The sequence below is a fragment of the Herbaspirillum sp. FG34 genome (assembly GCF_057809315.1).
Genome location: NZ_JBMDJS010000010.1, coordinates 170,643 through 192,241 on the forward strand (window position 1 = coordinate 170,643; position 21,599 = coordinate 192,241).

Here is a 21,599-nt window from a genome sequence, read left to right on the forward strand (position 1 = left end):
AGCTTGATCGTCAGCGGTCAGAGATCACCATGCCAGCAATTCGTACGGGACGTTATTGGAAGACCGCCGGATCCTGATAAGCCTGATCGATGGTGACGTTGTCATTCTTCAGTTGCGCCTCCTTCTTTTCCCGGGCCTGCTTCAAGGCAGGCAGTTCCTTCCTGAATTCCATCTTCCAGTTGTCGAGTTTTTCATCATCTACATAGCCGCGCAGATAGGCGTCCTGCGCCGTCAATGAAGAGGTGACGAAGTAGGCTCCCCTCTTGTGCGGATCGAGCCGGTTGGGATCTCGGTACAGTTTGATTTCGAGGAACACGTGATCGGCGTAAAAGAGCCAGGGAGTGCCGTCAGGCAGCGTCATCCATTGCGCCAGCGACAGGTCATACGAAGGGTCGAGCGGATAGCCGGGGTTCTTCAGCGCGTAGGCCAGCGCTTGTTCACCTTTGAGTCGCGGGCGGCTGATCGGGATTACCTTCGACCAACCTGCTGCGCTTAGTGCATGCAGCAATGCGGTAAATTGTTTGCGCGCGTCGTCATGGGAAATCGTTTCTGCATCGCTGACCCCACCATTCACGGACCACTGCGAAATATGCTCTGCAGCAAACCTGGTGGAGGCGGTTCCCGTGACGCTGAGCACGGACGGCATTGAAAACGATCGCGGACCATGGTCTAAGGTGACAGTACCTGGGTTGCCAGATTCCCATTTGGCCGTGACGAATTGCAGGCCGCTCGGGTGTTCGCTCGCTGTGAAAAGCCCGGGGTTGGCTTTATTAAGCGTATCGACGGGTTCGTTGATCGAAATATGAACAAGTTGGCTCATCTTGGGTTTTTCTGAAGAGTCGTGGGGGGGGCAGGCGCTTAGCCCAGCAAGCAGGAGCAGCGGCAAAAGTGCGATCCGGACGCGTGTCCGGATCGGGAGGTGAATATGTTTCAACATGGCGTGGAATTGATGTCAGATCGGAGGCAGCATCATGGGGCGGTTTTCGAGTTCCAGCGACTCGTCCATATGGACCCATCCCGCCATGGTACTGAGCTCCTGTTCCATATACGCGCGCTCTTGACCCATCAGTTGATGGAAACGACCGGCTGCTTGCGTGATCCAGTCCATGCGGCTCTTGTAGTCTTCTAGGATAGTGCCCTTGGGCGCAACTGACTTCTTCAATGGCTGTTTGCTGTCGCACGCGCTGGTGAATGCCAGGCGCAGTTCAGGCGATACGAGGTTGACAAGGCGCCAGCGTTGGACTGCGACCCAATCAGAGAAATCCTTGTCAGCATAAATCAATGGCTGGAGGATGACATATTGCTCATGCTCGGCAATCTTGATCAAGTGATCCCACTGCAGCTTGCGGCGCTCGACGCGATCTGATTCTTCTTCAATCTGCTTGACCAAGGCAAAACCGGCCTGAATCTTGTCAAAGGTCCGCATGTTATTGATCTTGGAGAGGGCCTCGTCCTTCCATGGATAGTTCGTGACCTGTTCCTTGACCGCAGTGATATAGGCGGAAGCATCCCGTTGGCTAATGCACAGATCGAAGCTCGTGCCGAATCTCGTGTAATACCAATGCCAGCCACTGATGTCATAGAAGAGCCAGAGATTTCCTTTTGCCAGCCCTTTGAAGACGGTATCAATCGTTGCGACGCGGATGTCGTCCAGAGAACAAGCGACCGTCTTGCTGGCAAACGCACCCAGGGCCATCCAGTAGAAGCGGCCCTTTTTGGCCGGATCTCCATAATCTTCCTTCTCCAGATAGAAGCGCGCATAGGTGGCTGCGATCCTGCGAGCGCGGTCACTGTAGACCGGAATGATGGAACCTTCATTACGCCCGTGTAGTTTGCAAAGGCGCTTCGTGCTCATCTCCTGGATCATCGACCACATCAGATTGCAGTCGCACTTGAGTTCCTTCTTCGAGTTCCCAGTCGTATTTGTCTGTGACTGGACTTTATCTGCGGCTCCCATCGAGCATCCCCTTTGCACCTTGGTTTATCTGTTCAGGTTTTGGTCGGCACGACCTTGAACCATTCCATGGCAAATTCCACGTTTTCGCTGGCCTCCGTACTGACCCGCTCGCTCATGCCGTCCTTGGTGGTGGCCGCCAGCTGATCACCGGCTGAACTCTTGATCCGGTAAGGAACATTGGAAAGTGGATTACCATTCGGATCCTTCACCACGAAGGCCTCGTCAAAGAGCTTGTACTTGGTGTCTGGCAGTGCCATCAGATCCGGCGAAACGCTCATCCCACCCGGAAACGCATGCGTCCCCCCCTTCACCGAAAACGTCCCCGGACAGGCAAACGTAATATTCCCGCCCTCCAGCGTCACCGAAGCCTGTCCTGCCTGCAGCACGATCTTCTGGCGCGCCTTGATCTCGATGCCCTCACTGACGCTGATCACGCTCACGTCCTTGTCGGCCAGGATCTCCAGCGCATCGGTATGCGCCTGCAACGAGACCGGTCCATTGCCCGCATAAGCCTGGATGCCTCCGTCATGCGCAAACAGGGTAGCCGCCTTGCCAGCGGCCAGGCTGGCAGTGTCGGTAGCCGTCCAGTGGGTATCGCCCTGGCTGGTCCAGTGCAGGTTCTCGCCGGCATAAAGCACCGTGGAGGCAGCGCTGGCCCAGTTGATGTTGGCCGGAGATTCCATCAGCACCGCCGCCTTGGCGAACTTCTCGACCGGTTGCGCGGTGTCGCTCTCGCGGGAACCCTCTTTGCTCTTGAAGGCGTCCTGGCCATTGACGCTGCCCGGATGCTTGCCTTGATCCGCAGGGTCAATGATGGAGATGAAATCCCTCTTGGCCTGCAAGGCATCCGCACTATGCAGCGCCTGCTGCTGCGTGGCGGCATCCCCCATGGTCTGGGCTAGTTGCTGCGCCCCCTTCAGTTGGGCGACGGCCTCCTGGGCATCCATCTGCGTGCTGGTTACGCTGGCCCCGGCAGCAGGGCGCGCCGTCGAGGAAATCAGCAAGCCCTCCGCACCGCGCACCACGCCCCAGGCATCACTACGCAATTCAAAACCCTGACCGCGATAGCTGCCGCGCTGGGCGCCTGTGTCGGCCTGTTCGATCAGGTGGCCGAGATTGAGCTGGGACCTGGCCTGGCTGGAGGCCAGCCGCATGCGCAGTTGCGACTGCGTATCGTCCACCACCCATTGATTGAATCCACTGCCATCATGCGCCGTGCTGTGCCAGCCCGAGATCGTGCCGGCATGGTTGGCTCCGGAATCGGCACCAGCCGGGAAAGGCGGTACATCGCTGCCGTTGTAGAGCTGCGCGACCACGACAGGCCGGTCGATATCGCCCTCGATGAAATCGATCAGCACTTCACTGCCAATGCGCGGCGTGAACTGGCTGCCCCAGTTGGGGCCGGACTGGGCTTCGGCCACGCGTACCCAGGTGCCGGAGGCGTCGTTGCCGGGCGCGTTGCCGTCTTTGTCATCGAGGTTGCCGGTCTCGCGCAGGCCGCCCGGGTTCGGCGCCTGGCCGCGTTGCCAATGGAACTGCACCTTGATGCGATGATTGCGGTCCGTAGTGACGGCGGCGTCCGGCAGGCCGGTGACCAATGCGGTCTGCGTGCCGCGTGCAGTTGGCTTGAGACGCTCCGTGATCGCGGTCGGCACGACAGGAACCACATCGCGCACGGCCACGAAGCTGTTGCGGTAGGTGCCGGCTTTGAGATCGTCGTCTGAGCTGGTGCCCGGAGAGGGTGAGCTGACCAAGCCTTGCCCGAGCGAAGCGGGCAATACCTCATCAAGGACATGGGCGATATTGTTGTCGAAATTGTTGCGCGCACTATGGCTGACCGAAAGCAGCCTGAAGCGGTTCTCTCCCTCCGGATAGCGCTCATGCTGGATCAGGGCGAACTGAACACCGGCACAGAGCTGGCGCACCGCGCCTGCGCCTTCGAAGCACTTGTTCTGCAGTTCCATGGCCTGCAGCATCAACAAGGCATGGTCCGATGCCGCCTTCTGGTCGGCAAAGTCCTGCTGGCCGCTGCCGTCGTAGACCGGCAGGGCAGGGAGCTCGCCAGCATCCAGGCTGGAGCTCTCTTCGGCCGAAGCTGAAGAAATCTTCTCAGGATGCCAGCTGGCCAGGGCCACCGCGTTGGAACGCACGCTGCGCACGGCGCTGAAGTCGGTGATGGCATCACTGGACTCGGTGGCTGCGACACGGTGAAAGCGAATGCGCGCATCGCCACCCGGCAGGTCCGGGGCCTTGGCGTTACGGTCGAAGATGATCAGTTTGTGCCGTGCCTGTTGCTGGCCGGAGGCTTGGCCATCGTCACCATCCTGCTGATGTTCGAAACGGAAGTTGAGGCCTTCGCTGGCCAGGATGCGGCGCAGGAAGGCGTAATCGCTCTCGCGGTATTGCGTGCAGATCTCGCGCCTGGCAAGCGTCTGCGTGACATCCAGCGAGAAATTGGCTTGCGGATACTCCTTCAGGACCGCGCTGGCGATGTCGGTGACGCTCATGTCCTGGAACAGGAAGCTGTCGCGGCGCCGGTCGAGGAAGGCGAGGAAGGATTCCAGCCGCAACCGGTAGCGTGCCAGACCGCCATCAGCACCCAGCCAGGAAGCCTGGGTGCAGTAGCCGTGCCAGGCGCGTCGGCTGCCATCGACCTGCAGCAGGCGCAGCGTCAGCTCGCTGCCGATGAATTGCTTGAGGTCGAGATCGGTGGAGACGGACAGCGCATCAATGTCGAACCTGAAGTCGTCATTGACGCTCTCCTGGCCGTGGAAGCGCTCCACCACCAAGGATTCAGGGAGGTTTGCGGTCTGGGCGCTGCTCAGAGTGATCAGGCGCGCGTGTTGCGACAGGCCGGGGCCGAAAAGCTGGTTGATGACACTGTTGAGAGTATCGGAAAAAGGCAGATTCATCCGAGTGGTCTTCCATGACAGTCAGGGGAGAGATCACGCTCAGGGCAGCGTAATGGTCAGGTTGGCAGTACGTGGTGCCAGCTTGACGATATCGGCATAGCCGGCCAGTCCGTTCTCGGTGCCGCTGGTGAGCATCCAGTTCAGGCCCAGGTAGGCAAACATGCCGATAAAGGCAAACAGCGAGGCCACCACCCACAACGGCACGTCATTGCGCAGCTTGTTGACGATGGCATCCGGCCGCGACCAGTGCGGCGCGAATCCCGCGCTCTTGCCCTTGAGATGAGCGATTTCGTCACCCAGCCGCGCGGTCAGATAATTCAGTTTTTCCGGTCCTTCGAGTGCGTACTTTCCCTGGAAGCCCAGCAGCAGGCACATATGAAACACTTCCAGCGCCTGGATGTGCGCGTTGCCACGTACCCGCAGGTCTTCCAGCTGCTTGAAGAAATTTTCACCTGCCAGCTGATCGCCGAACATGGTCAGCTGCAACGGGCGACGTTCCCACGCATCGCGGATGCCGAAGCTGGAACGCAGGATGATCTCATCGACCGAGGCACAGAACGCATATTTGGCGGCGTAGACGTCTTCCGGAGAGACGTCAAGCTTCTTTGCATTGCGCTCTACGTCACCCAGGAATTTCTGCATCTTCACCGAGAAGGATGCTTCATCCACAGGCGCACTGCCGTTCTTGAGCATGAAGAGCGCATAGAAGCCGTCATACATCAGATCCAGTAGCGACTTCGCATTCACGGGGGCGCTGGCCAGCTGGGTCGGCGGAAGGTGATCTTGATCGAGCAGGGAGGGGGCCGAGGTCATGTTCATTGCGTCACCGCCAGGAGTTCGAGTTTGAGGTCACGGATGCCGGAGGGTACATAGATGCAGATCGATTGCGCCTGCAGCATGCGTTCGTACATGGCGCCCTTGCTCTCCAGCGTGAAGTAGTAGGTATCAGGGCGTACGGGCAACGCCGCCGGCACCTGCGGCGAGTGCACCAGCTTTACGCCAGGCAGTGCGGCCAGCACGAATTTCTCGACGTCCTCGGGCGCGCCGATCTTGAAGCGCAGCGGCACCACATCGACCAGCTCGATGGCCGGGAGGTCGGCATTGACGGCCAGGTAGAAACTGGTCTTCTCGTCGATCTTGCCCGAGTCCAGCATGCCCATGTGATAAGACGGCTTGTTCTCGTGCAGGGCAATGGCGAAATAGCGCGACGAGATGACGGTGTCGAGCAGTTCGCGGATGATGCCGTCAAGCCGCGCAAACGCGGGTCCGGGATCGCGATGCTCATAGGGCGGCAGGTCGGCCAGCGCCAGGCTGCGCGAGAACGTCATCAGCGACCCTGCCAGGGCGAGCAGTTGTTCGTAGAGCCGTTCAGGATGCAGCATGGGATTGTTCAGGTAGTGCGAGAGACTGGCATAGGCGGTGCTGGCCGTATGCAGCAGCCAGAAAGAGGTGATGTCGCCGGAACGGAATTCCACCACGCTCTTGCTGGGTTCGCGATGGTGCCCGTACAGCGCGCTGACCTTGGCCTGCAAGGCATCGAGCAGGCGGCGAAGCCGCAGGAACAGCAGCGGTGCTGCATGTACCGACAGGCTGGGCGCCACGAAATCAGGATCCAGTTCGAATCCTGATGAGCTTGCCCGACGCAGTCGGACGATAGGGATGCACACCAGCGAATCGCGCGGTTCGTTCTCCGACACCAGCCTCACCGCCTTCTTCAGATAGCTCATTTCGGCCTTGGCGGCATCGGTGAAGAGATCGGGCGTCTCGATATTGTGCTGGATGTAGCGGCTGGACTGATGATTGCCGCTTCCGGTACCGGCGGCGAAATTGCTGCCGAAGCTCTTCAGTGCAGGCAGCGCCGCGTAGAAGGTCACGGATTGCTGCGATAGCGCAATCTCGGTCAGTTCGATGGGGTCGGGCAGGTCATCGCCATCCGGAGCCTTGTATATTTCGCCATCCTGGAAGATGGCCGACAGTTCCAGGATGCGCAGTGTATTGTTGCTCAGCGCATCGCGATCGACCTGAAGCGAACAGATGCCCCAGCAATAGGGATTGAGCGCCAGCGCAGTCTGGTGCAGGCGCGTTTCGTGATAATGATCCTGCCGCTGGAAGTGTTGCGGCCGGAGGAAAAGACCTTCGCCCCAGAGGACTTTGTTGGAGTGATTCACTTGGATTGCCCCGTCGTGATGATTGTCATGTCGCGATGTCCTGCGAATTGTTGTTTGAATTTCACTGACACTGAACTGGTGCCAGCATCAGATTCTTTTCCAGCGGCTTGCCCTGCGTATCGATGGCCACGGCACCAGCACCTACGGTCAGCGAGCAGGACTGCAAGCCTACGGTGATACCGTTCTTCTCGGCCTCATCAGCCTTGAAGACGGCACGCCAGCGCTGCGGCGCCGGGTTGACGAACAGCGCTGCCACGCCGATATAGCCGGCTTCATAACTGACCTTCTCGGAAATCTCATAGCGCTGGCCCGGGACCAGCGTCACTTCCTTGACCTCCAGGAGGTCAGCTCCCAAGGCTTCCTTTTCTTTCTGTGCGCTCAGTAACGTGTCGTATGACGCCTGTTGGAAACTAATGTTCTGCTTGAGCTTATAAATTTTTACGACCAGGGCCAGAGGACGCTGCTGCGAATCGACGTTGAGAGCCTTGGATGCGTGCAGCTTGATGGGCACCGTGCGCGGCTGCTTCATGGAATCGGGGACTTCCGGCGTGTCGGGTTTCTTCAGTCCCAGCGCCTCCAGCGTGGACTTGGCGGCCTGGGCGACCCCGGATGCTGCACCCACGGCGGCACAGCCGGATAGGGAAAAGATGGCAACTCCCGTTGCCAAGTGATTAATCAATCGTTTTTTCAACTCTGCCCCGTTCGTTCTATTGGATTTCTCATGCGCGAATTCTCGCGTGCCGAAAAAATTTTAGGAAGTCTTTACAGATTGTGGAACTGCATTTTCCCGTGAAGGTCTATGCGATACATTTGGACGAGCTTAAGTTCAAATTACTCAAAACTATTAAGTCGGGCAACAACCTGATAGTCGTAATTAGAACGTGGCGTAGTTGAAAAGTGCGGTTTCCAAGAGCATCAATTTCGCCGGAAAACTGCCGTCGCATCTCATTTGCAGCCTAAAAATCAGGAATCTCCGGAATTTTTCGGTCCCGACTAATTTGCTTGTGCGATTTCGCGCAAGGTTTTCTTAATGTCAAAAATATAAGGAGTGAATTCCAATGCGTGCGAGCAAATTGAAGGCTGGTGTGATCGTTCCGGCACTGCTGGCGGTGATGTTGGCCGGTTGTGCCAATATTCAGAGCAAGCCCAATCCGGAGGACGACGCCAAGAACACGCTGGAAAACGGGGTGGCCCAGGCCAACACCGCGCAGGCCGAAGGCAAGACCGATGAAGCCGTGTCAGTGCTGAAGATAGTGGCCAGCCGCTTCCCTGCCGACAAGACTCCCTGGGTGCGCATTGCCCAGATCCGCTTCGACGCCGGCGATTACAGCGATGCGATCGTCAATGCCCAGGAAGCACTCAAGCGCGACCCGTCCGACAAGGTCGCCAACAGCATCGTGACTGTGTCCGGCCTGCGTCTGGCGACGAAGTCGCTGGCGGATCTGCGCTCGCAGAATGCGCTGAACGGCTCGGTCAAGACCGAAGCCCAGGACCTGACCAAGATCCTGCGTGAAAGCCTGGGCGAAAACACCTTGGTGCCGCCACCGAGCAAGCCTGTCGCTGCATCTCGTGCGCGCGGCAAGGTCGTGCGCAAGGCGGTCGCACCCTCAGCTGATACCGATGCAGGCAATGGTGGCGGCAGCGGCCCCAATCCATTTGGCAATCTGAAGTAAGGCGAGCCGGCGGGACGCCTTGCGTGTTCCCGCTTTTCAAGCCGCCTCAGGCGATGGGGCGAGTCACTCAAACAGCAGCGGAGCAAACATGGCCAAAAGAGAAAGCATCCAGAAGAAACTGCAGAAAGTGCGTCCCCCGCGCGTGCAGATGACCTATGACGTCGAGATCGGTGACGCCATCGAAAAGAAGGAACTGGCCTTCGTGACCGGCGTGGTCGGCGATTTCGGCGGGAACTCGGAGGTGCCGCAGCCGCGTCTGAAGGATCGGAAATTCATCAATATCGATCCCGATAATTTCGATGAAGTCATGAAGGGTATCGAACCGCGCGCCGTCTATCGCGTGCCCAACGAGCTCTCCGAAAAGGGGGGGGAATTCGCGGTGGAACTGAAGTTCCGTTCGATGGAAGATTTTCGGCCCGAGTCCGTGGTGCAGCAGGTCGAGCCCCTGCGCAAGCTGCTGGAAGCGCGCACCAAGCTGGCAGATCTGCGTAACAAGATCGCCGGCAACGACAAGCTGGAAGACATTCTCAGCGACGTGCTCAACAGCACCGAGAAGCTGGCCGAACTCAGCAAGCAAACCAACAAGTAAAAGAGATCCCCATGTCCGCTCAAGCCAATACCGAAGCTGCCGCAAGTGCCGCGCCCGCTGCTGTCGGCAGCACTCTTCTGGATGACATCGTCGAACAAAGCAAGGTCGCCAAGTCCTCTTCCGAACATGATCGTGCCAAGGATCTGATTTCCGAACTGGTCAGCCAGGTCATGGAAGGCACGGTAGTCGTCTCGGAAAACCTGTCGGCCACCCTGGATGCGCGCATCGCGGAACTGGATCATCTGATCTCCAGCCAGGTCAGTGCGATCATGCACGCGCCCGAGTTCCAGAAGCTGGAAGGCAGCTGGACCGGCTTGAACTACCTGGTCCGCAACACCACCGTTGGCGAGAACCAGAAGATCAAGATCCTCAACGCCACCAAGAAGGAACTGGTCAAGGACTTCAACTCGGCACTGGAATTCGACCAGAGTGCCATGTTCAAGAAGGTATATGAAGAAGAATTCGGTACCTTCGGTGGCGCGCCTTTCGGTGCCTTGCTGGGCGATTTCGAGATCACGCGCCAGCCTGAAGATATGTACTTCATCGAGCAGATGTCGCGTATCGCCGCAGCCTCCCATGCGCCCTTCATCACGGCGGCCTCGCCCGAGCTGTTCGGCCTGGAGAGCTTCTCCGACCTGGGCAAGCCGCGTGACCTGTCCAAGGTCTTCGATACGGTTGAATACGCCAAGTGGAAGTCATTCCGTGAATCCGAAGATTCACGTTATGTCGGCCTGACCCTGCCGCGCTTCCTGGGTCGTCTGCCCTTCAATCCCAAAGACGGGACGACGGTCGAAGGCTTCAACTTCGTCGAGGATGTCGATGGCACCGATCATTCCAGATACCTGTGGTGCAACGCCGCCTATGCCTTTGGCAGCAAGCTCACCAAGGCCTTCGAGGACTTCGGCTGGTGCGCGGCTATCCGTGGTGTGGAGGGCGGCGGTCTGGTCGAGGACCTGCCCACCCACACCTTCAAGACGGATGAAGGCGAAGTTGCCCTCAAGTGCCCCACCGAGATTGCCATCACCGATCGCCGCGAGAAGGAGCTGTCGGATCTGGGCTTCATTTCCCTGGTCCACTGCAAGAATACCGACTATGCCGCCTTCTTCGGCGCACAGTCTGCCCAGAAACCCAAGAAGTACAACACGGACGCCGCCAATGCCAATGCGGTCCTGTCCTCGCAGTTGCAATACATCTTTGCCGTCTCGCGCATCGCTCACTACATGAAGTCGATGATGCGGGACAAGATCGGCAGCTTTGCTGCCGCTTCGAACGTCGAAGACTTCCCCAATCGCTGGATCGCGCAATACGTGCTGCTGGACGACAACGCCACGCAGGAAGCAAAAGCGCAATTCCCGCTGCGCGAAGCTTCGGTACAGGTGTCGGAAGTGCCGGGACGGCCAGGCGTTTATCGCGCCGTGTCGTTCTTGCGTCCGCATTTTCAGTTGGATGAACTGTCGGTGTCGCTCCGGCTGGTTGCGGAGCTGCCGCAGGCAGGTAAATCCTAACTATTTTTTCCTCCCTCATGTTTACAGGATAAGTTATGGCAATTGACGTCTATCTGCAAATCGACGGCATCAAGGGTGAATCCACTGATGACCTGCACAAGGATTGGATCGAGTGCAAGACCGTTGACTGGGAAGTCCTGCAGCCGAAGTCGGCAACCGCATCGACCGGTGGTGGTCACACCGCCGAGCGCTGCGAGCACAAGGACATCGTGTTCACCAAGGTGGCCGACCTGGCCTCGCCCCTGCTGCTGCAAAACTCCTCCTCGGGCAAGACCATTCCGAAGGCCAAGTTCGAATTCATGCGCGCCGATGGCAAGGGCGAGCGCGTCCGCTACTTCGAGATCGAACTGACCAACGTCATGATCAGCAGCGTCAAGCCGACCATCGAGTCGGGCGAGATCTTGAACGAAAAGGTCGGCCTGAAGTATTCCACCGTCAAGTGGAAGTACACCCAGCAGAAGAAGGATGGCGGTACCGCCGGTAACACCTCTGGCGGTTGGGATCTTTCGACCAACAAGGTCATCTGAGGCTACCTTGCACTGAACGGATGAGCTGTCGACAAAAGAACAGCCATTCATGAAGCGTATGACGTCCGCCGGTCTTCCGGCGGACTTCCGCTTTCAACGCCTGTTATGCCGACTTCAATGTCGTGCGATCCAAGCAATAACCATTCGATCATCCGATCACCAGACGGGGGAAACGCAGATGAAAGGCTTCGCGCCCAGCCTGTTTGACAAGCTGATGAATGACGGACCCCGTTCCGCCGTCAGTCCTGTCGTCAGCCGTCTGTCGATAGAAGAGCTCAAGGATGTGGTGGCACGGGACCTGGAGGCGATGCTCAACACGCGCTCGGTGGTGCCTGAGGAATTGCTCCAGCAATATCCGGAGTGCAGCAACTCCATCATCGCCTACGGCCTCAATGATTTCGCCGGGATGAGTCTGGCCAGTCTCGATGACCGTACCGCGATCTGTCACTCCCTGGAAGAAGCGATCTCTCGGCACGAGCCGCGGCTGCGCAATGTGAAAGCCACGCTGGAAATCCAGGAGGGTTCGATCAACCGTCTCAACTTTGCCATCAGCGCCTTGCTGGTGGTCAACGCTGCGCGCGAGACTGTCAATTTCGATGCCGTACTGCAGCCGTCGACCCTGCAATATTCCATCAGCAAGTCGCGAACGACCCGCATAGGAGTTTAAGTGCAAGAGCTGCTACCTTATTACGAGCGCGAGCTGAGCTTCCTGCGGCGCTATTCCCGCGAGTTCTCCGAGCGCTATCCCAAGATCGCGGGCAGCCTGCTGATGGCCGGCGAGATATGCGAGGATCCGCACATCGAGCGCATGATCCAGTCCTATGCGTTGCTCAATGCGCGCGTGTCCAAGCGGCTCGATGATGACTATCCCGAATTCACCGAGGCCTTGTTCGAGGTCCTCTATCCGCATTACCTGCGTCCTTTTCCCTCCTGCTCGATCGCGCACATGGATTACGCGGCGTCGGCCGCGCAGCTGACCAATGCCTCCGTGATCCCGCGTGGCACGTCGCTGGCCACCCGCCCCGTCAAGGGCGTGGTCTGCCGCTTCCAGACGGTCTACGATATTCCGGTCGCTCCGATCCGTCTGTCGCAGGCAGTCTTCTCTCCCATCATCGATGCGCCCGAGGCCGTGGTATTGCCGACTTCGGTGAGCTCATCGCTGTCCATCACCATCGAGACGACGGCGGAGTCGCTGGCCCTGGCCAAGCTGGGTCTTGCTTCACTGCGGGTCTTCATCGATGGCGAGGCTTCATTCTGCGCGGCCCTGCGTGACAGTCTCTTCATCCGCAGCACGGCGGCCTGGGTCGAATTGCCGCGCAGTGGCCGTTGGACTGCCCTGCGCAAGCTGCCTCTGGCCGAGGTCGGGTTTGCCGAAGAGGATGCACTGATCGATTTCCCCTCGCAGTCGCATCCAGCCTATCGCTTGCTGACGGAGTATTTTGCCTTCCCGGAGAAATTCAATTTCTTCGATATCGATCTGTCGGCCATCCTCGCCATCCTGCCTGCGGGGGCCAAAAGCTTCACCTTGCACCTGGGCCTGTCCGGCCTGCGTGCCGATTCGCACATCGCCCGGCAGCTCGGTGGTGTCAGTGCGGCCAATCTGCTCTTGGGCTGCACACCGGTCATCAACTTGTTCAGTCAGCGCGGTGATCCGATCCGCCTCACGCACGCGGGTGCCACCTATCCGGTACTCCCTGACGGGCGGCGCGCCTTCGGATACGAAGTCTATTCGATCGATTCGGTACAGCTGGTGCGGCAGACGCCCCAGGGGGAGTCAGTCACGCAGTTCCGTCCCTTCTATTCGCTGCGCCATGGACAGGCCCCCGAAACGGATGGCCATTACTGGGCAATGCGTCGCGATGAACTGGTCGCCCTGAAGAGTCCGGGCTATGAAACCGAAATCTCCATCGTCGATATCGATTTCAATCCGGCCAAGGTCGAAACCGATACCCTGAGCATTGACCTGACCTGCACCAACCGCGATCTTCCGGCGCTGCTCACCTACGGGCTGCCCGGTGGCGACCTCAGCATGGAGGGTGGTGGCGTCACCCGCACGGCCGCTCTGTTGCGCAAGCCGACCCTGCCTTCGCGCTTCGAGCGAGGGCGCGGGGCGCAATGGCGTTTGATCTCGCATCTTTCGCTGAACCATCTGTCCCTCATGCGCGGCGGGCTGGAAGCCTTCCAGGAGATGCTGACGCTCTACGACCAATCCAATTCACCCATTTCTCAACGCCAGATCAGTGCTATCGCCGCCATCGAGCACAAGGCTACTACGGCGTGGTTGCCGGGTAATCCCTTCGCCAGCCTGGTGCGGGGCATCGAGGTCAGATTGACCGTTGACGAGGAGGGCTTTGTGGGCAGCGGACTGCACGCCTTCGCCAGCGTGATCGATCGCTTCATGGGCTTGTACGTCCACGCCAACAGCTTCTCGCAGTTGATCGTGATATCCAAAAGAACCGGGGAGGAACTGCTCAAATGCAGGCCACGCAGCGGAGATTTGAACCTAGCGTGATCGAGCGGCTGTTTGCCGCTCCTCACCGCTTCCAGTTTTTCCAGGCCGTGCGCATGATTGAACTCTGGTTCAAGCGCAACGGCGTTCCGCATGAACGTGCGGTCAGCGATTTCCTTCGCTTTGCCAATCGCACGGTACTAGGATTTCCTGCCAGCGAAATCGAGGGCATCGACACCTACCCACCGCGCCAGGAGGCATCGGTCTCGGTCAGCGACATGGAGCAGGCGCTACGCAGCGGCCAGATGAAGTATGTCCGGCTTACGCCTACCTTCATGGGCTTTCTGGGCGGCAGTGGTTCTCTTCCGGCCCATTACACCGAGCGCATCGCGCGTCATCAGATCGAGCAGCGCGATGAAGGCCCGAGGGCCTTTCTGGATGCCTTCTCCACCAGGTCGCTGGCCTTGTTCTACCAGGCGTGGACCAAGTATCGCCTGGCCTTTCAATATGAGGCCGGTCGGCGTGACACCTTCCTGCCTTTGCTGTTGTCCCTCTCGGGGCTTGGTTTCCGTTCCTTGCGCGAGCGCCTGCAGGATCGTCATGGCAACGGCGTACGTGACGAGTCGCTGGCGCATTTCGCCGGTGCCTTCCGCCACCGTCCGGCCTCGGCACCCTACATGCAGAAGGTACTGGGCGAATATTTTTCGGTACCGCTGCAGATCGAGCAGTTCGTCGGCTACTGGTACAAGGTGCCGCGCGAACACCAGACCATGTTGGGCTCGACCAATTCCGCGCTGGGCACGGCCATGGCTGGTGAACGTGTCTGGCAGCGCGACCTGCGCATGCGGCTGCGTATCGGCCCGCTGGCGATGAAGGACTTCGAACAGTTTTTGCCTGGCAAGAAGGCCTCTCTGGCACTGGCGCGCATGTTGGGCATGTTCACCGGAGCTACCCTGGAATATGAAGTGCAGCTGGTGCTGCGTGCGCAGGACGTCCATGGGATGGCGCTTGCAGGCACAAGTGAAGGAGGACGCCTGGGCTGGGACACCTTCATCGCTACCGTGCCCGAAACACGGGACCGTGCCGATATCCGTTACGAAATTGCAGTTCAGTGATGTGAAGAAAAACCACAAAAACCGAGACGGCCGCCACGACCGTCGCCACTACCAGCAGGAAGGAAACGCAGCATGGGCATCAACCTCAAATCCCTAATCAGCAAGCTCAACGACACCGCGCGCCTGGCCACCGAGCGTGCGGCCACGCTGTGCATGTCGCGCGGCCAGTATGAAGTGGATCTGGAACACCTGTTCCTGGCCCTGCTGGAACAGCCGCAATCCGACTTCAGCCTTCTTGCACGTCACAGCGGCATCAGCGTCGACAGCCTGCAAGCCGATCTGGAACGCGAGATCGGCACCTTCAAGAATGGCAACACGCGCACACCTGTGCTGTCTCCCCATCTGCAGACGCTGTTCGAGCATGGCTGGCTGATCGCTTCGCTGGACGGCGGCAATTCCGCCATCCGCAGTGGCCATCTGCTGCTGGCGTTGCTGACCCAGAGCGAGTTGTCGCAACTGGCCTATCGCGGCTCCAAGCTCTTTGCCAGATTCAAGGTCGATGAACTCAAGCATGATTTGCACAGGCTCACCGAAGGATCGGTGGAGGCGCCGGCGACGGCAGACACCGGTGGTGAGGTTGGCGATGACGAGATGACTGGCGGCGACCCCGTGGGAGAACTCAAGCAGCGCGGCGCCAGCAAAACGCCGGCGCTGGACCAGTACACCACCCAGTTGACCCAACGCGCCCGCGACGGCAAGATCGATCCGGTCATCGGGCGCGATGCGGAAATCCGCCAGGCCGTCGATATCCTGCTACGCCGTCGCCAGAACAATCCCATCCTGACCGGCGAGGCCGGCGTCGGCAAGACTGCCGTGGTCGAGGGCCTGGCCCTGCGCATTGTCCAGGGGGATGTGCCGCAACCCTTGCAGGGCGTGGAGATTCATACGCTGGACATGGGCTTGCTACAGGCCGGCGCCAGCGTCAAGGGCGAGTTCGAGAGTCGCCTCAAGAACGTGATCGACGAAGTCAAGAAAAGTCCGCACCCCATCATCCTCTTCATCGATGAGGCGCACACCATGATCGGTGCCGGTGGCCAGGCCGGACAGAACGATGCCGCCAATCTGCTCAAGCCCGCCCTGGCGCGTGGCGAGTTGCGTACCATCGCCGCTACCACATGGAGTGAATACAAGAAGTATTTCGAGAAAGATGCTGCGCTGGCCCGGCGATTCCAGGTGATCAAGGTCGAGGAACCGACTGAGGAAGTGGCGTGCGCCATGCTGCGCGCCATGGCACCGCTCATGGAAAAGCATTTTGGCGTACGCGTCTATGACGAAGCCATCACCGAGGCTGTCCGGCTCTCGCACCGCTACATCAGCGGCCGCCAGCTGCCGGACAAGGCCATCAGCGTGCTGGATACGGCTTGTGCCAAAGTGGCGTTGGGACAGAACGCCACGCCCGCCCTGCTGGAGGGCGTCACGCGGCGGCTTGAGCGGCTGGATGCGGAGATTGCCGCGCTCCAGCGCGAAACTGCCAGCGGCTCGGAACACCAGGAGCGACTGGTCGACCTGCAGGTGCAGCACGCCAGTGCCCTGGCTGAACAGGGCGAACTACAAACACGCTGGGAGCACGAGCGCGGCTTGAATGAAAGCATCCAGCAGGTGCGCGCCGCACTCGAAGATGCCAACAAGGAAGGCAGTGCCGCCGGCGAGGCCGACGCTGCACGTGCCGAACTGAAGCAGTTGCTGGAAGAGTTGAAGCAGCATCAGGGCGAAACGCCGATGGTCCCGGTCCAGGTGGATGGCCATGTGGTCGCCGAGATCGTGGCCGGCTGGACCGGCATCCCGCTGGGCAAGATGGTCAAGGACGAGATCAAGACCGTGCTGGGCCTGGATGCCCTGCTGCGCGAACGCGTGCTGGGGCAGCCGCAGGCAACTTCCGCCGTGGCGCAGCGCGTGCGCACCTCGCGGGCCAACCTGGATGATCCCGGCAAGCCCAAGGGGGTGTTCCTGTTCGTGGGGCCGTCCGGTGTCGGCAAGACCGAGACGGCGCTGGCCCTGGCCGACGTGCTCTACGGTGGCGAGCGCAAGCTCATCACCATCAACATGAGCGAGTACCAGGAGGCCCACACTGTCTCCGGCCTCAAGGGCTCGCCGCCGGGCTATGTCGGCTATGGTGAAGGGGGCGTGCTGACCGAGGCGGTGCGGCGCAATCCGTATAGCGTGGTCTTGCTCGACGAGGTCGAGAAGGCTCACCCGGATGTACTGGAGCTGTTCTTCCAGGTCTTCGACAAGGGCGTGATGGATGATGGCGAAGGGCGCGAGATTGACTTCAAGAACACCATCATCATCCTCACCAGCAATGTCGCCTCCTCCCAGATGATGCAGGCTTGCCTGAACAAGGCGGCTGAAGAATTGCCGACACCCGATGAACTCGACGCGCTGATCCGTCCACAACTGGTAAAGGCCTTCAAGCCCGCTTTCCTGGGACGCCTCAAGGTGATTCCCTATTACCCGATCGCCGACGAGGTGCTGGTAGAGATCATCAAGCTCAAGCTGGCCCGCATTGCCAAGCGGATCGCCGAGAACCACAAGGCCGAGTTCAGCTACGACAAGGCCCTGGTCGAGGCCGTACTGGCACGCTGTACCGAGGTCGACTCCGGCGCTCGCAATGTGGACAACATCCTCAACGGCAGCCTGTTGCCGGAGATCGCCGAAAGCGTGCTGGCGCGCATGGCCGAAGGCCAGGGCATCGCCCGCATCAAGGTATCGGCCAGCAAGAAGGGCGATTTCAAGTACACCATCCAGTAAGCTCGCGAAGTGACCAAGACCATGCCGTGTTCATCTCCATTCCTTCATGCCGCAGGTTCCGCCGGTGACGCAATCCGACCAGACGCGGGGCGGTCATGAACGCCTCAGCTATTGCCGCCCTGGCCGGTGCGTGGAATCAATCCGCGCGTGTGATGCGGCTGCACCTGCCAGCGGGTGCGGACCTGGGCGCAGATACGCTGATGGCCGAGAAGCTGCAGGCCGTCGAAGAAATCAGTGCCTTCCACGACGGAAATGACATCCCCGAGGTTGACCGGGCCATTGCCGGTTATCGCCTGCAGTTGTCTTGCCTCAGCCTGAACGCCGGCATTTCCCTGCGCAAGCTGCTGGGGCAGGCGGTGCTTGTCGAACTGGACACCGATGGCGCACCGCGCGCCTTCCATGGCCATGTCACCGATTGCCGGATGGAGGGCGCCAACGGCGGCATGGCCCGATACGTGCTCACCATCGAACCCTGGCTGGCCTTCCTGCGGCATCGCCGCGACAGTGCGGTATTCCAGGACATGACGGTGCCGGAGATCATTGACTCCGTCTTTCGCGACTATCAGGGCCAAGGCAGGCTGCAACCGGCCTGGCGACTGGACTTGCAGGATGCCTCGGTCTATGCCAAGCGCAGTCTGGCGACGCAGTACCAGGAAACCGACTTGGCGTTCGTCAACCGGCTGCTGGCCGAGGAAGGCCTGTTCTACACCATCGAGCACAAGGGCGATGCCAGTAGCGCCAGCCTGGGCACACATACCGTGGTGATTGCCGACCACAACGGCAGCTTCAAGCCCAATGCGCGCGAGCGGATCGCCTTCAGCCAGCCGGGCGCGGTGATGCCGCAGGACAGCATCGATCGCTGGCGCAGCGTGCGCCGCTGGCAGAGCAATGCAGTTGAAATCCTCACCTGGGATTATCGCCAGGCCGCAGTCAGGGAGGCCAGCAGCACGAGCAGTGGCGGCGACCACGCCAACGGCAGCCAGGGCGAAACGCCGGGCGGGCTGTTACTGACCCTGCGCGATGCGCCCGGCGTCTACGCCAACGAGAATCGCGCGCAGGCTGAGCGCCAGGCACGCAACCAGCTACAGGCCATCGAAGCGCGCAATGAAGTCTTCACAGGCACGGGCACCGTGCGCAGCCTGAGCCCTGCGACAACGTTCACGCTCGCCGGTCATTACGACCATGTTGGCGGCGCGGAGGATCACTTCGTGCTCCTGCGTGTGGTCCATCAGGCGCACAACAACCTGAACGCCGATCTCAAGGCAGAGGCCATGCGCTTGCTGGGCGAAGCCACGCTCGACCAGGACGCAGTCACGAGTTCCCTGCTGGATGCGGCCTTGCAGCCTGCTCGCGGGGAAGCTCGGCCGGTCTACCGCAACCGTTTCGAGGCGATCCGCAGCAAGGTGCCGTATCGCCCCTTGGTAACCGATGCCGACGGCAATTTCCTGCACCCCAAGCCGGTGGCCAGCGGCCAGCAGACGGCAGTGGTCGTCGGGGCCCAGGGGCAAGCGGTGCATACTGATCGCGACAATCGCGTCCGCGTGCAATTCCACTGGCAGCGCGGCGAACGTAGCCATAGCGGCCTGAGCTCGCCGGCGCCGGATGGTCACGTCGGCGCGCCTGCCAATGAACAATCCGGCACCTGGGTACGCGTGCTGGCGGGCATTGCTCCCACGGCGGGTGCCAATTGGGGCGGTCAGGCAGTACCGCGTGTGGGGCAGGAAGTGCTGATCGACTTTATCGAAGGTGACATCGACCGCCCGGTGGTCATCGGTACCTTGTACAACGGCCGTGGCCAGGACAATGCCCAGGGCAACCAGGCCGGGCAGGGTGCGGGAGCAGCCACCGGCAATGCACCCGCATGGTTCCCAGGTGACGCCGAAGGACATCAGCATGCGGCGGTGCTCTCCGGTATCAAGACCCAGGCATTGGGTACCAGCCAGAGTGGAGGTGGCGCGTACAACCAATTGGTGTTTGACGACACCCCCGGCCAGTCGCGCGCCTCGCTGCAACAGCACGCGGATAGCCATGACGGGGCCAGCGAACTGAACCTGGGCTTGCTGCGCCAGCAGACCCACAATCAGCGGCTGGCCACCACCGGTCAGGGCTTCGAGCTGAAGACTCGCTACAGTGTAGCCGTACGTGGAGGGCAGGGATTGTTGCTCTCTACGGAGAAGGGTTCGGGGGCGCAGCTGGATGTACGGGGGGCGCTCTCGCAGCTGTCCGACAGTGTCGAGAAGCAGAAGCAACTGGCGGAGACTGCGCAAAAACACAATGCCAAATTCGAGGGCGAGACCGAAGCGGGAAAATTGCCCGCCGTGGAGTCCTTGGCGGAGTCCGTCGAGGTGCTCAAGGCGAGTGCCACGGCTTCGGCAGGCAGCAGTGGTGGTGACGATGGCGGTGAAGCAGGCTCAAGTGCCGCGACGGCTTTCAGCGCACCGCAGTTGCAGCTCTCCAGTCCGGCCGGTATCGCTGCGGCCACTCCGGCCAGCGCTATCCTGGCTGCGGGTGTGACCAGCAGCGTCACGGCCGGCAAGGACATCAACCAGATTGCGCAAGGCAATCTGCATCATCTGGCCAAATCGGGCATCAGCCTCTTCACCTATGGCAAGGCCAGTGATGCCAGCAAGCCGGTTCAGGATGCTGGCATGGCGCTGCATGCGGCGTCGGGCAAGGTCATCGTGCAGAGCCAGGCTGGCAAGACGCTCATGACGGCGGCGAAGCAGGTGACGGTGGCCAGCGTGGGGCAGGATGTGCAGATCACGGGAAAGCAGCATGTGCAGTTCAGTGCGCAGGGTGCGTGGCTGAAACTGGAGGGCGGCAATATCGAGGTGCATGGGCCGGGGGCGATGGAGTTCAAGGCGAGTGCAAAGGAGTTGACGGGGCCGGCCAGTAGTACATCTTCCTTGACCATGTCCAGCGGCGACATCAAGGGCTGTTCCCAGGCCAGCCAGGACGCCAGTGCGGCGATGGCCGGTGCCCAAAATCTATAGGGCAGGATTCAATGGAAGATAACGTGACAATGACCGCAATGCCGCTCTGGGATTCGTATGTCCGCGCATTGCATTCCCGTTTCCAGGAAGAACCTTGCCTTGCCTGGATCAACCCGGCCCAAGGCGATCCCTTCGAGACCGATGAATTGGTGGCGGCCAGAAAAGTATGCGTGCCCATCATGCATCCACACTTTGACTTGCGTTACGCACCTTACTTGCTGGAGCTGGATCTGTCCCGATTCCAGGATGGTGATGTACTGGCTCGCACAGTGGAGTTGGCAGCCAATGCTTGGACACTGGACAGCTTGCAGAAAATGAACGGCCAGCCGGTATGCGGCTGGGTGGCAGCCTCATGCTCAGCCAGGGACCTGGCGGCTTACTGGGCTCGTACCTGCCACATCCACCACCGTAACGGCCAAGCCAAGCTGCTGCGCTTCCATGACCCCGGGGTGCGCGAATGGCTGTGGCCTGCGCTCGAGAGACTGCAGCGCACCACTTTGTTGGGGCCGGCGACCCACATCCTGTCGATTGGCCGTAACGGGGAACTACTGGAGCAGGGCCTCGACGATACCGAGCCGCAGCAACAGCAACAGCATACATCCCTGACATTGACCGCAAAACAATGGAACGAGGTAGAGGATTATGCCGTCGTCCACGCTGCCTGGCTTGCCCTGTGCGGGCAGGATGAGGCATGGCGTGGCCGCCTGTCGCAGCAGTCAGGTTGGCAATACAACGTGCTGGATTGTCTTCGGCAAGCGACCGAGTACGGCATTGTGGACGCGCAGGATCGCGCCTTGTTTGCCAGGCACGCCTTGGAAGTCGGCACGAATTTTCATTTGAATGCCTTGCTCTCTCCAGTATGGGAAAGGACGCGCACTGGCCAATACTATGGCGGCGTGCTCGAAGAGGTTATTGGCGATAGCGCCGACCGCCTGTTTATCCATTTGCATCACGAGACTTGAG

Annotated in this window: 16 protein-coding genes; 10 read left to right on the forward strand and 6 right to left on the reverse strand. The window is 60.2% G+C overall.

All coding sequences use genetic code 11. The features are described 5' to 3' along the window. Positions 1-52: 52 nt before the first annotated feature. The 6 genes from ACODSZ_RS14485 to tssJ form a co-directional block, all read right to left on the reverse strand. Entirely contained in the window at positions 53-820 is a 768-nt protein-coding gene (locus tag ACODSZ_RS14485; RefSeq protein ID WP_488927867.1) for a hypothetical protein, read from the reverse strand. Between the two features lie 132 nt (positions 821-952). After that, entirely contained in the window at positions 953-1,876 is a 924-nt protein-coding gene (locus ACODSZ_RS14490; protein WP_488927868.1) for a DUF2515 family protein, read from the reverse strand. A gap of 113 nt (positions 1,877-1,989) precedes the next feature. Next, positions 1,990-4,869, reverse strand: a complete 2,880-nt coding sequence (locus ACODSZ_RS14495) for a type VI secretion system Vgr family protein (RefSeq protein ID WP_488927869.1) — start codon at positions 4,867-4,869, stop codon at positions 1,990-1,992. A gap of 39 nt (positions 4,870-4,908) precedes the next feature. Further along, positions 4,909-5,688 carry a type IVB secretion system protein IcmH/DotU gene (gene icmH, locus ACODSZ_RS14500; RefSeq protein ID WP_175345026.1) on the reverse strand — a complete coding sequence of 260 codons (780 nt, stop codon included), beginning with the start codon at positions 5,686-5,688 and terminating at the stop codon, positions 4,909-4,911. After that, complete coding sequence (gene tssK, locus ACODSZ_RS14505) at positions 5,685-7,037, reverse strand: type VI secretion system baseplate subunit TssK (protein WP_008332282.1); 1,353 nt, start codon at positions 7,035-7,037, stop codon at positions 5,685-5,687. Before tssK ends, icmH begins: the two co-directional genes overlap by 4 nt. Positions 7,038-7,098: 61 nt before the next feature. Continuing rightward, positions 7,099-7,728: a type VI secretion system lipoprotein TssJ gene (gene tssJ, locus ACODSZ_RS14510; RefSeq protein ID WP_488927870.1), complete on the reverse strand. Its 630-nt coding sequence runs from the start codon at positions 7,726-7,728 to the stop codon at positions 7,099-7,101. Between the two features lie 367 nt (positions 7,729-8,095). Here tssJ and ACODSZ_RS14515 point away from each other — a divergent pair, with 367 nt between their 5' ends. The 10 genes from ACODSZ_RS14515 to ACODSZ_RS14560 all read left to right on the forward strand — a co-directional run bounded on the left by ACODSZ_RS14515 (position 8,096) and on the right by ACODSZ_RS14560 (position 21,598). Continuing rightward, the gene (locus ACODSZ_RS14515) at positions 8,096-8,710 is read left to right on the forward strand and encodes a tetratricopeptide repeat protein (protein WP_488927871.1); all 615 of its coding nucleotides are present in this window, start codon (positions 8,096-8,098) and stop codon (positions 8,708-8,710) included. Between the two features lie 88 nt (positions 8,711-8,798). After that, a complete protein-coding gene (tssB, locus tag ACODSZ_RS14520) occupies positions 8,799-9,299 on the forward strand; it encodes a type VI secretion system contractile sheath small subunit (RefSeq protein WP_175345025.1) in 501 nt (166 codons plus the stop codon). An 11-nt stretch (positions 9,300-9,310) separates the two neighbouring features. After that, on the forward strand, positions 9,311-10,804 hold the full coding sequence (gene tssC, locus ACODSZ_RS14525) for a type VI secretion system contractile sheath large subunit (RefSeq protein WP_488927872.1): 1,494 nt from the start codon (positions 9,311-9,313) through the stop codon (positions 10,802-10,804). A gap of 35 nt (positions 10,805-10,839) precedes the next feature. After that, complete coding sequence (locus ACODSZ_RS14530; protein ID WP_175345024.1) at positions 10,840-11,331, forward strand: Hcp family type VI secretion system effector; 492 nt, start codon at positions 10,840-10,842, stop codon at positions 11,329-11,331. 178 nt (positions 11,332-11,509) lie between these two features. After that, positions 11,510-11,998 (forward strand): type VI secretion system baseplate subunit TssE, encoded by a 489-nt coding sequence (tssE, locus tag ACODSZ_RS14535; protein ID WP_241822129.1) that lies wholly within the window; start codon positions 11,510-11,512, stop codon positions 11,996-11,998. After that, on the forward strand, positions 11,999-13,843 hold the full coding sequence (tssF, locus tag ACODSZ_RS14540) for a type VI secretion system baseplate subunit TssF (protein WP_488927873.1): 1,845 nt from the start codon (positions 11,999-12,001) through the stop codon (positions 13,841-13,843). Then, a complete protein-coding gene (gene tssG, locus ACODSZ_RS14545) occupies positions 13,807-14,895 on the forward strand; it encodes a type VI secretion system baseplate subunit TssG (protein WP_488927874.1) in 1,089 nt (362 codons plus the stop codon). Before tssF ends, tssG begins: the two co-directional genes overlap by 37 nt. A 72-nt stretch (positions 14,896-14,967) precedes the next feature. Then, positions 14,968-17,643: a type VI secretion system ATPase TssH gene (tssH, locus tag ACODSZ_RS14550; protein WP_488927875.1), complete on the forward strand. Its 2,676-nt coding sequence runs from the start codon at positions 14,968-14,970 to the stop codon at positions 17,641-17,643. 95 nt (positions 17,644-17,738) lie between these two features. Beyond that, entirely contained in the window at positions 17,739-20,636 is a 2,898-nt protein-coding gene (locus ACODSZ_RS14555) for a type VI secretion system Vgr family protein (protein ID WP_488927876.1), read from the forward strand. Between the two features lie 11 nt (positions 20,637-20,647). Further along, positions 20,648-21,598 (forward strand): DUF4123 domain-containing protein, encoded by a 951-nt coding sequence (locus tag ACODSZ_RS14560; protein ID WP_488927877.1) that lies wholly within the window; start codon positions 20,648-20,650, stop codon positions 21,596-21,598. Position 21,599: the final 1 nt, after the last annotated feature.

Excerpts from the sequence above, each read along its gene's own strand:
- tssC (WP_488927872.1), top strand. The coding sequence starts at position 9,311 with ATGTCCGCTCAAGCCAATACCGAAGCTGCCGCAAGTGCCGCGCCCGCT.
- ACODSZ_RS14485 (WP_488927867.1), bottom strand. The coding sequence starts at position 820 with ATGAGCCAACTTGTTCATATTTCGATCAACGAACCCGTCGATACGCTT.
- ACODSZ_RS14490 (WP_488927868.1), bottom strand. The coding sequence starts at position 1,876 with ATGTGGTCGATGATCCAGGAGATGAGCACGAAGCGCCTTTGCAAACTA.
- ACODSZ_RS14555 (WP_488927876.1), top strand. The coding sequence starts at position 17,739 with ATGAACGCCTCAGCTATTGCCGCCCTGGCCGGTGCGTGGAATCAATCC.
- ACODSZ_RS14515 (WP_488927871.1), top strand. The coding sequence starts at position 8,096 with ATGCGTGCGAGCAAATTGAAGGCTGGTGTGATCGTTCCGGCACTGCTG.
- tssH (WP_488927875.1), top strand. The coding sequence starts at position 14,968 with ATGGGCATCAACCTCAAATCCCTAATCAGCAAGCTCAACGACACCGCG.
- tssB (WP_175345025.1), top strand. The coding sequence starts at position 8,799 with ATGGCCAAAAGAGAAAGCATCCAGAAGAAACTGCAGAAAGTGCGTCCC.
- ACODSZ_RS14530 (WP_175345024.1), top strand. The coding sequence starts at position 10,840 with ATGGCAATTGACGTCTATCTGCAAATCGACGGCATCAAGGGTGAATCC.
- tssE (WP_241822129.1), top strand. The coding sequence starts at position 11,510 with ATGAAAGGCTTCGCGCCCAGCCTGTTTGACAAGCTGATGAATGACGGA.
- tssG (WP_488927874.1), top strand. The coding sequence starts at position 13,807 with ATGCAGGCCACGCAGCGGAGATTTGAACCTAGCGTGATCGAGCGGCTG.
- icmH (WP_175345026.1), bottom strand. The coding sequence starts at position 5,688 with ATGAACATGACCTCGGCCCCCTCCCTGCTCGATCAAGATCACCTTCCG.
- ACODSZ_RS14495 (WP_488927869.1), bottom strand. The coding sequence starts at position 4,869 with ATGAATCTGCCTTTTTCCGATACTCTCAACAGTGTCATCAACCAGCTT.
- ACODSZ_RS14560 (WP_488927877.1), top strand. The coding sequence starts at position 20,648 with ATGGAAGATAACGTGACAATGACCGCAATGCCGCTCTGGGATTCGTAT.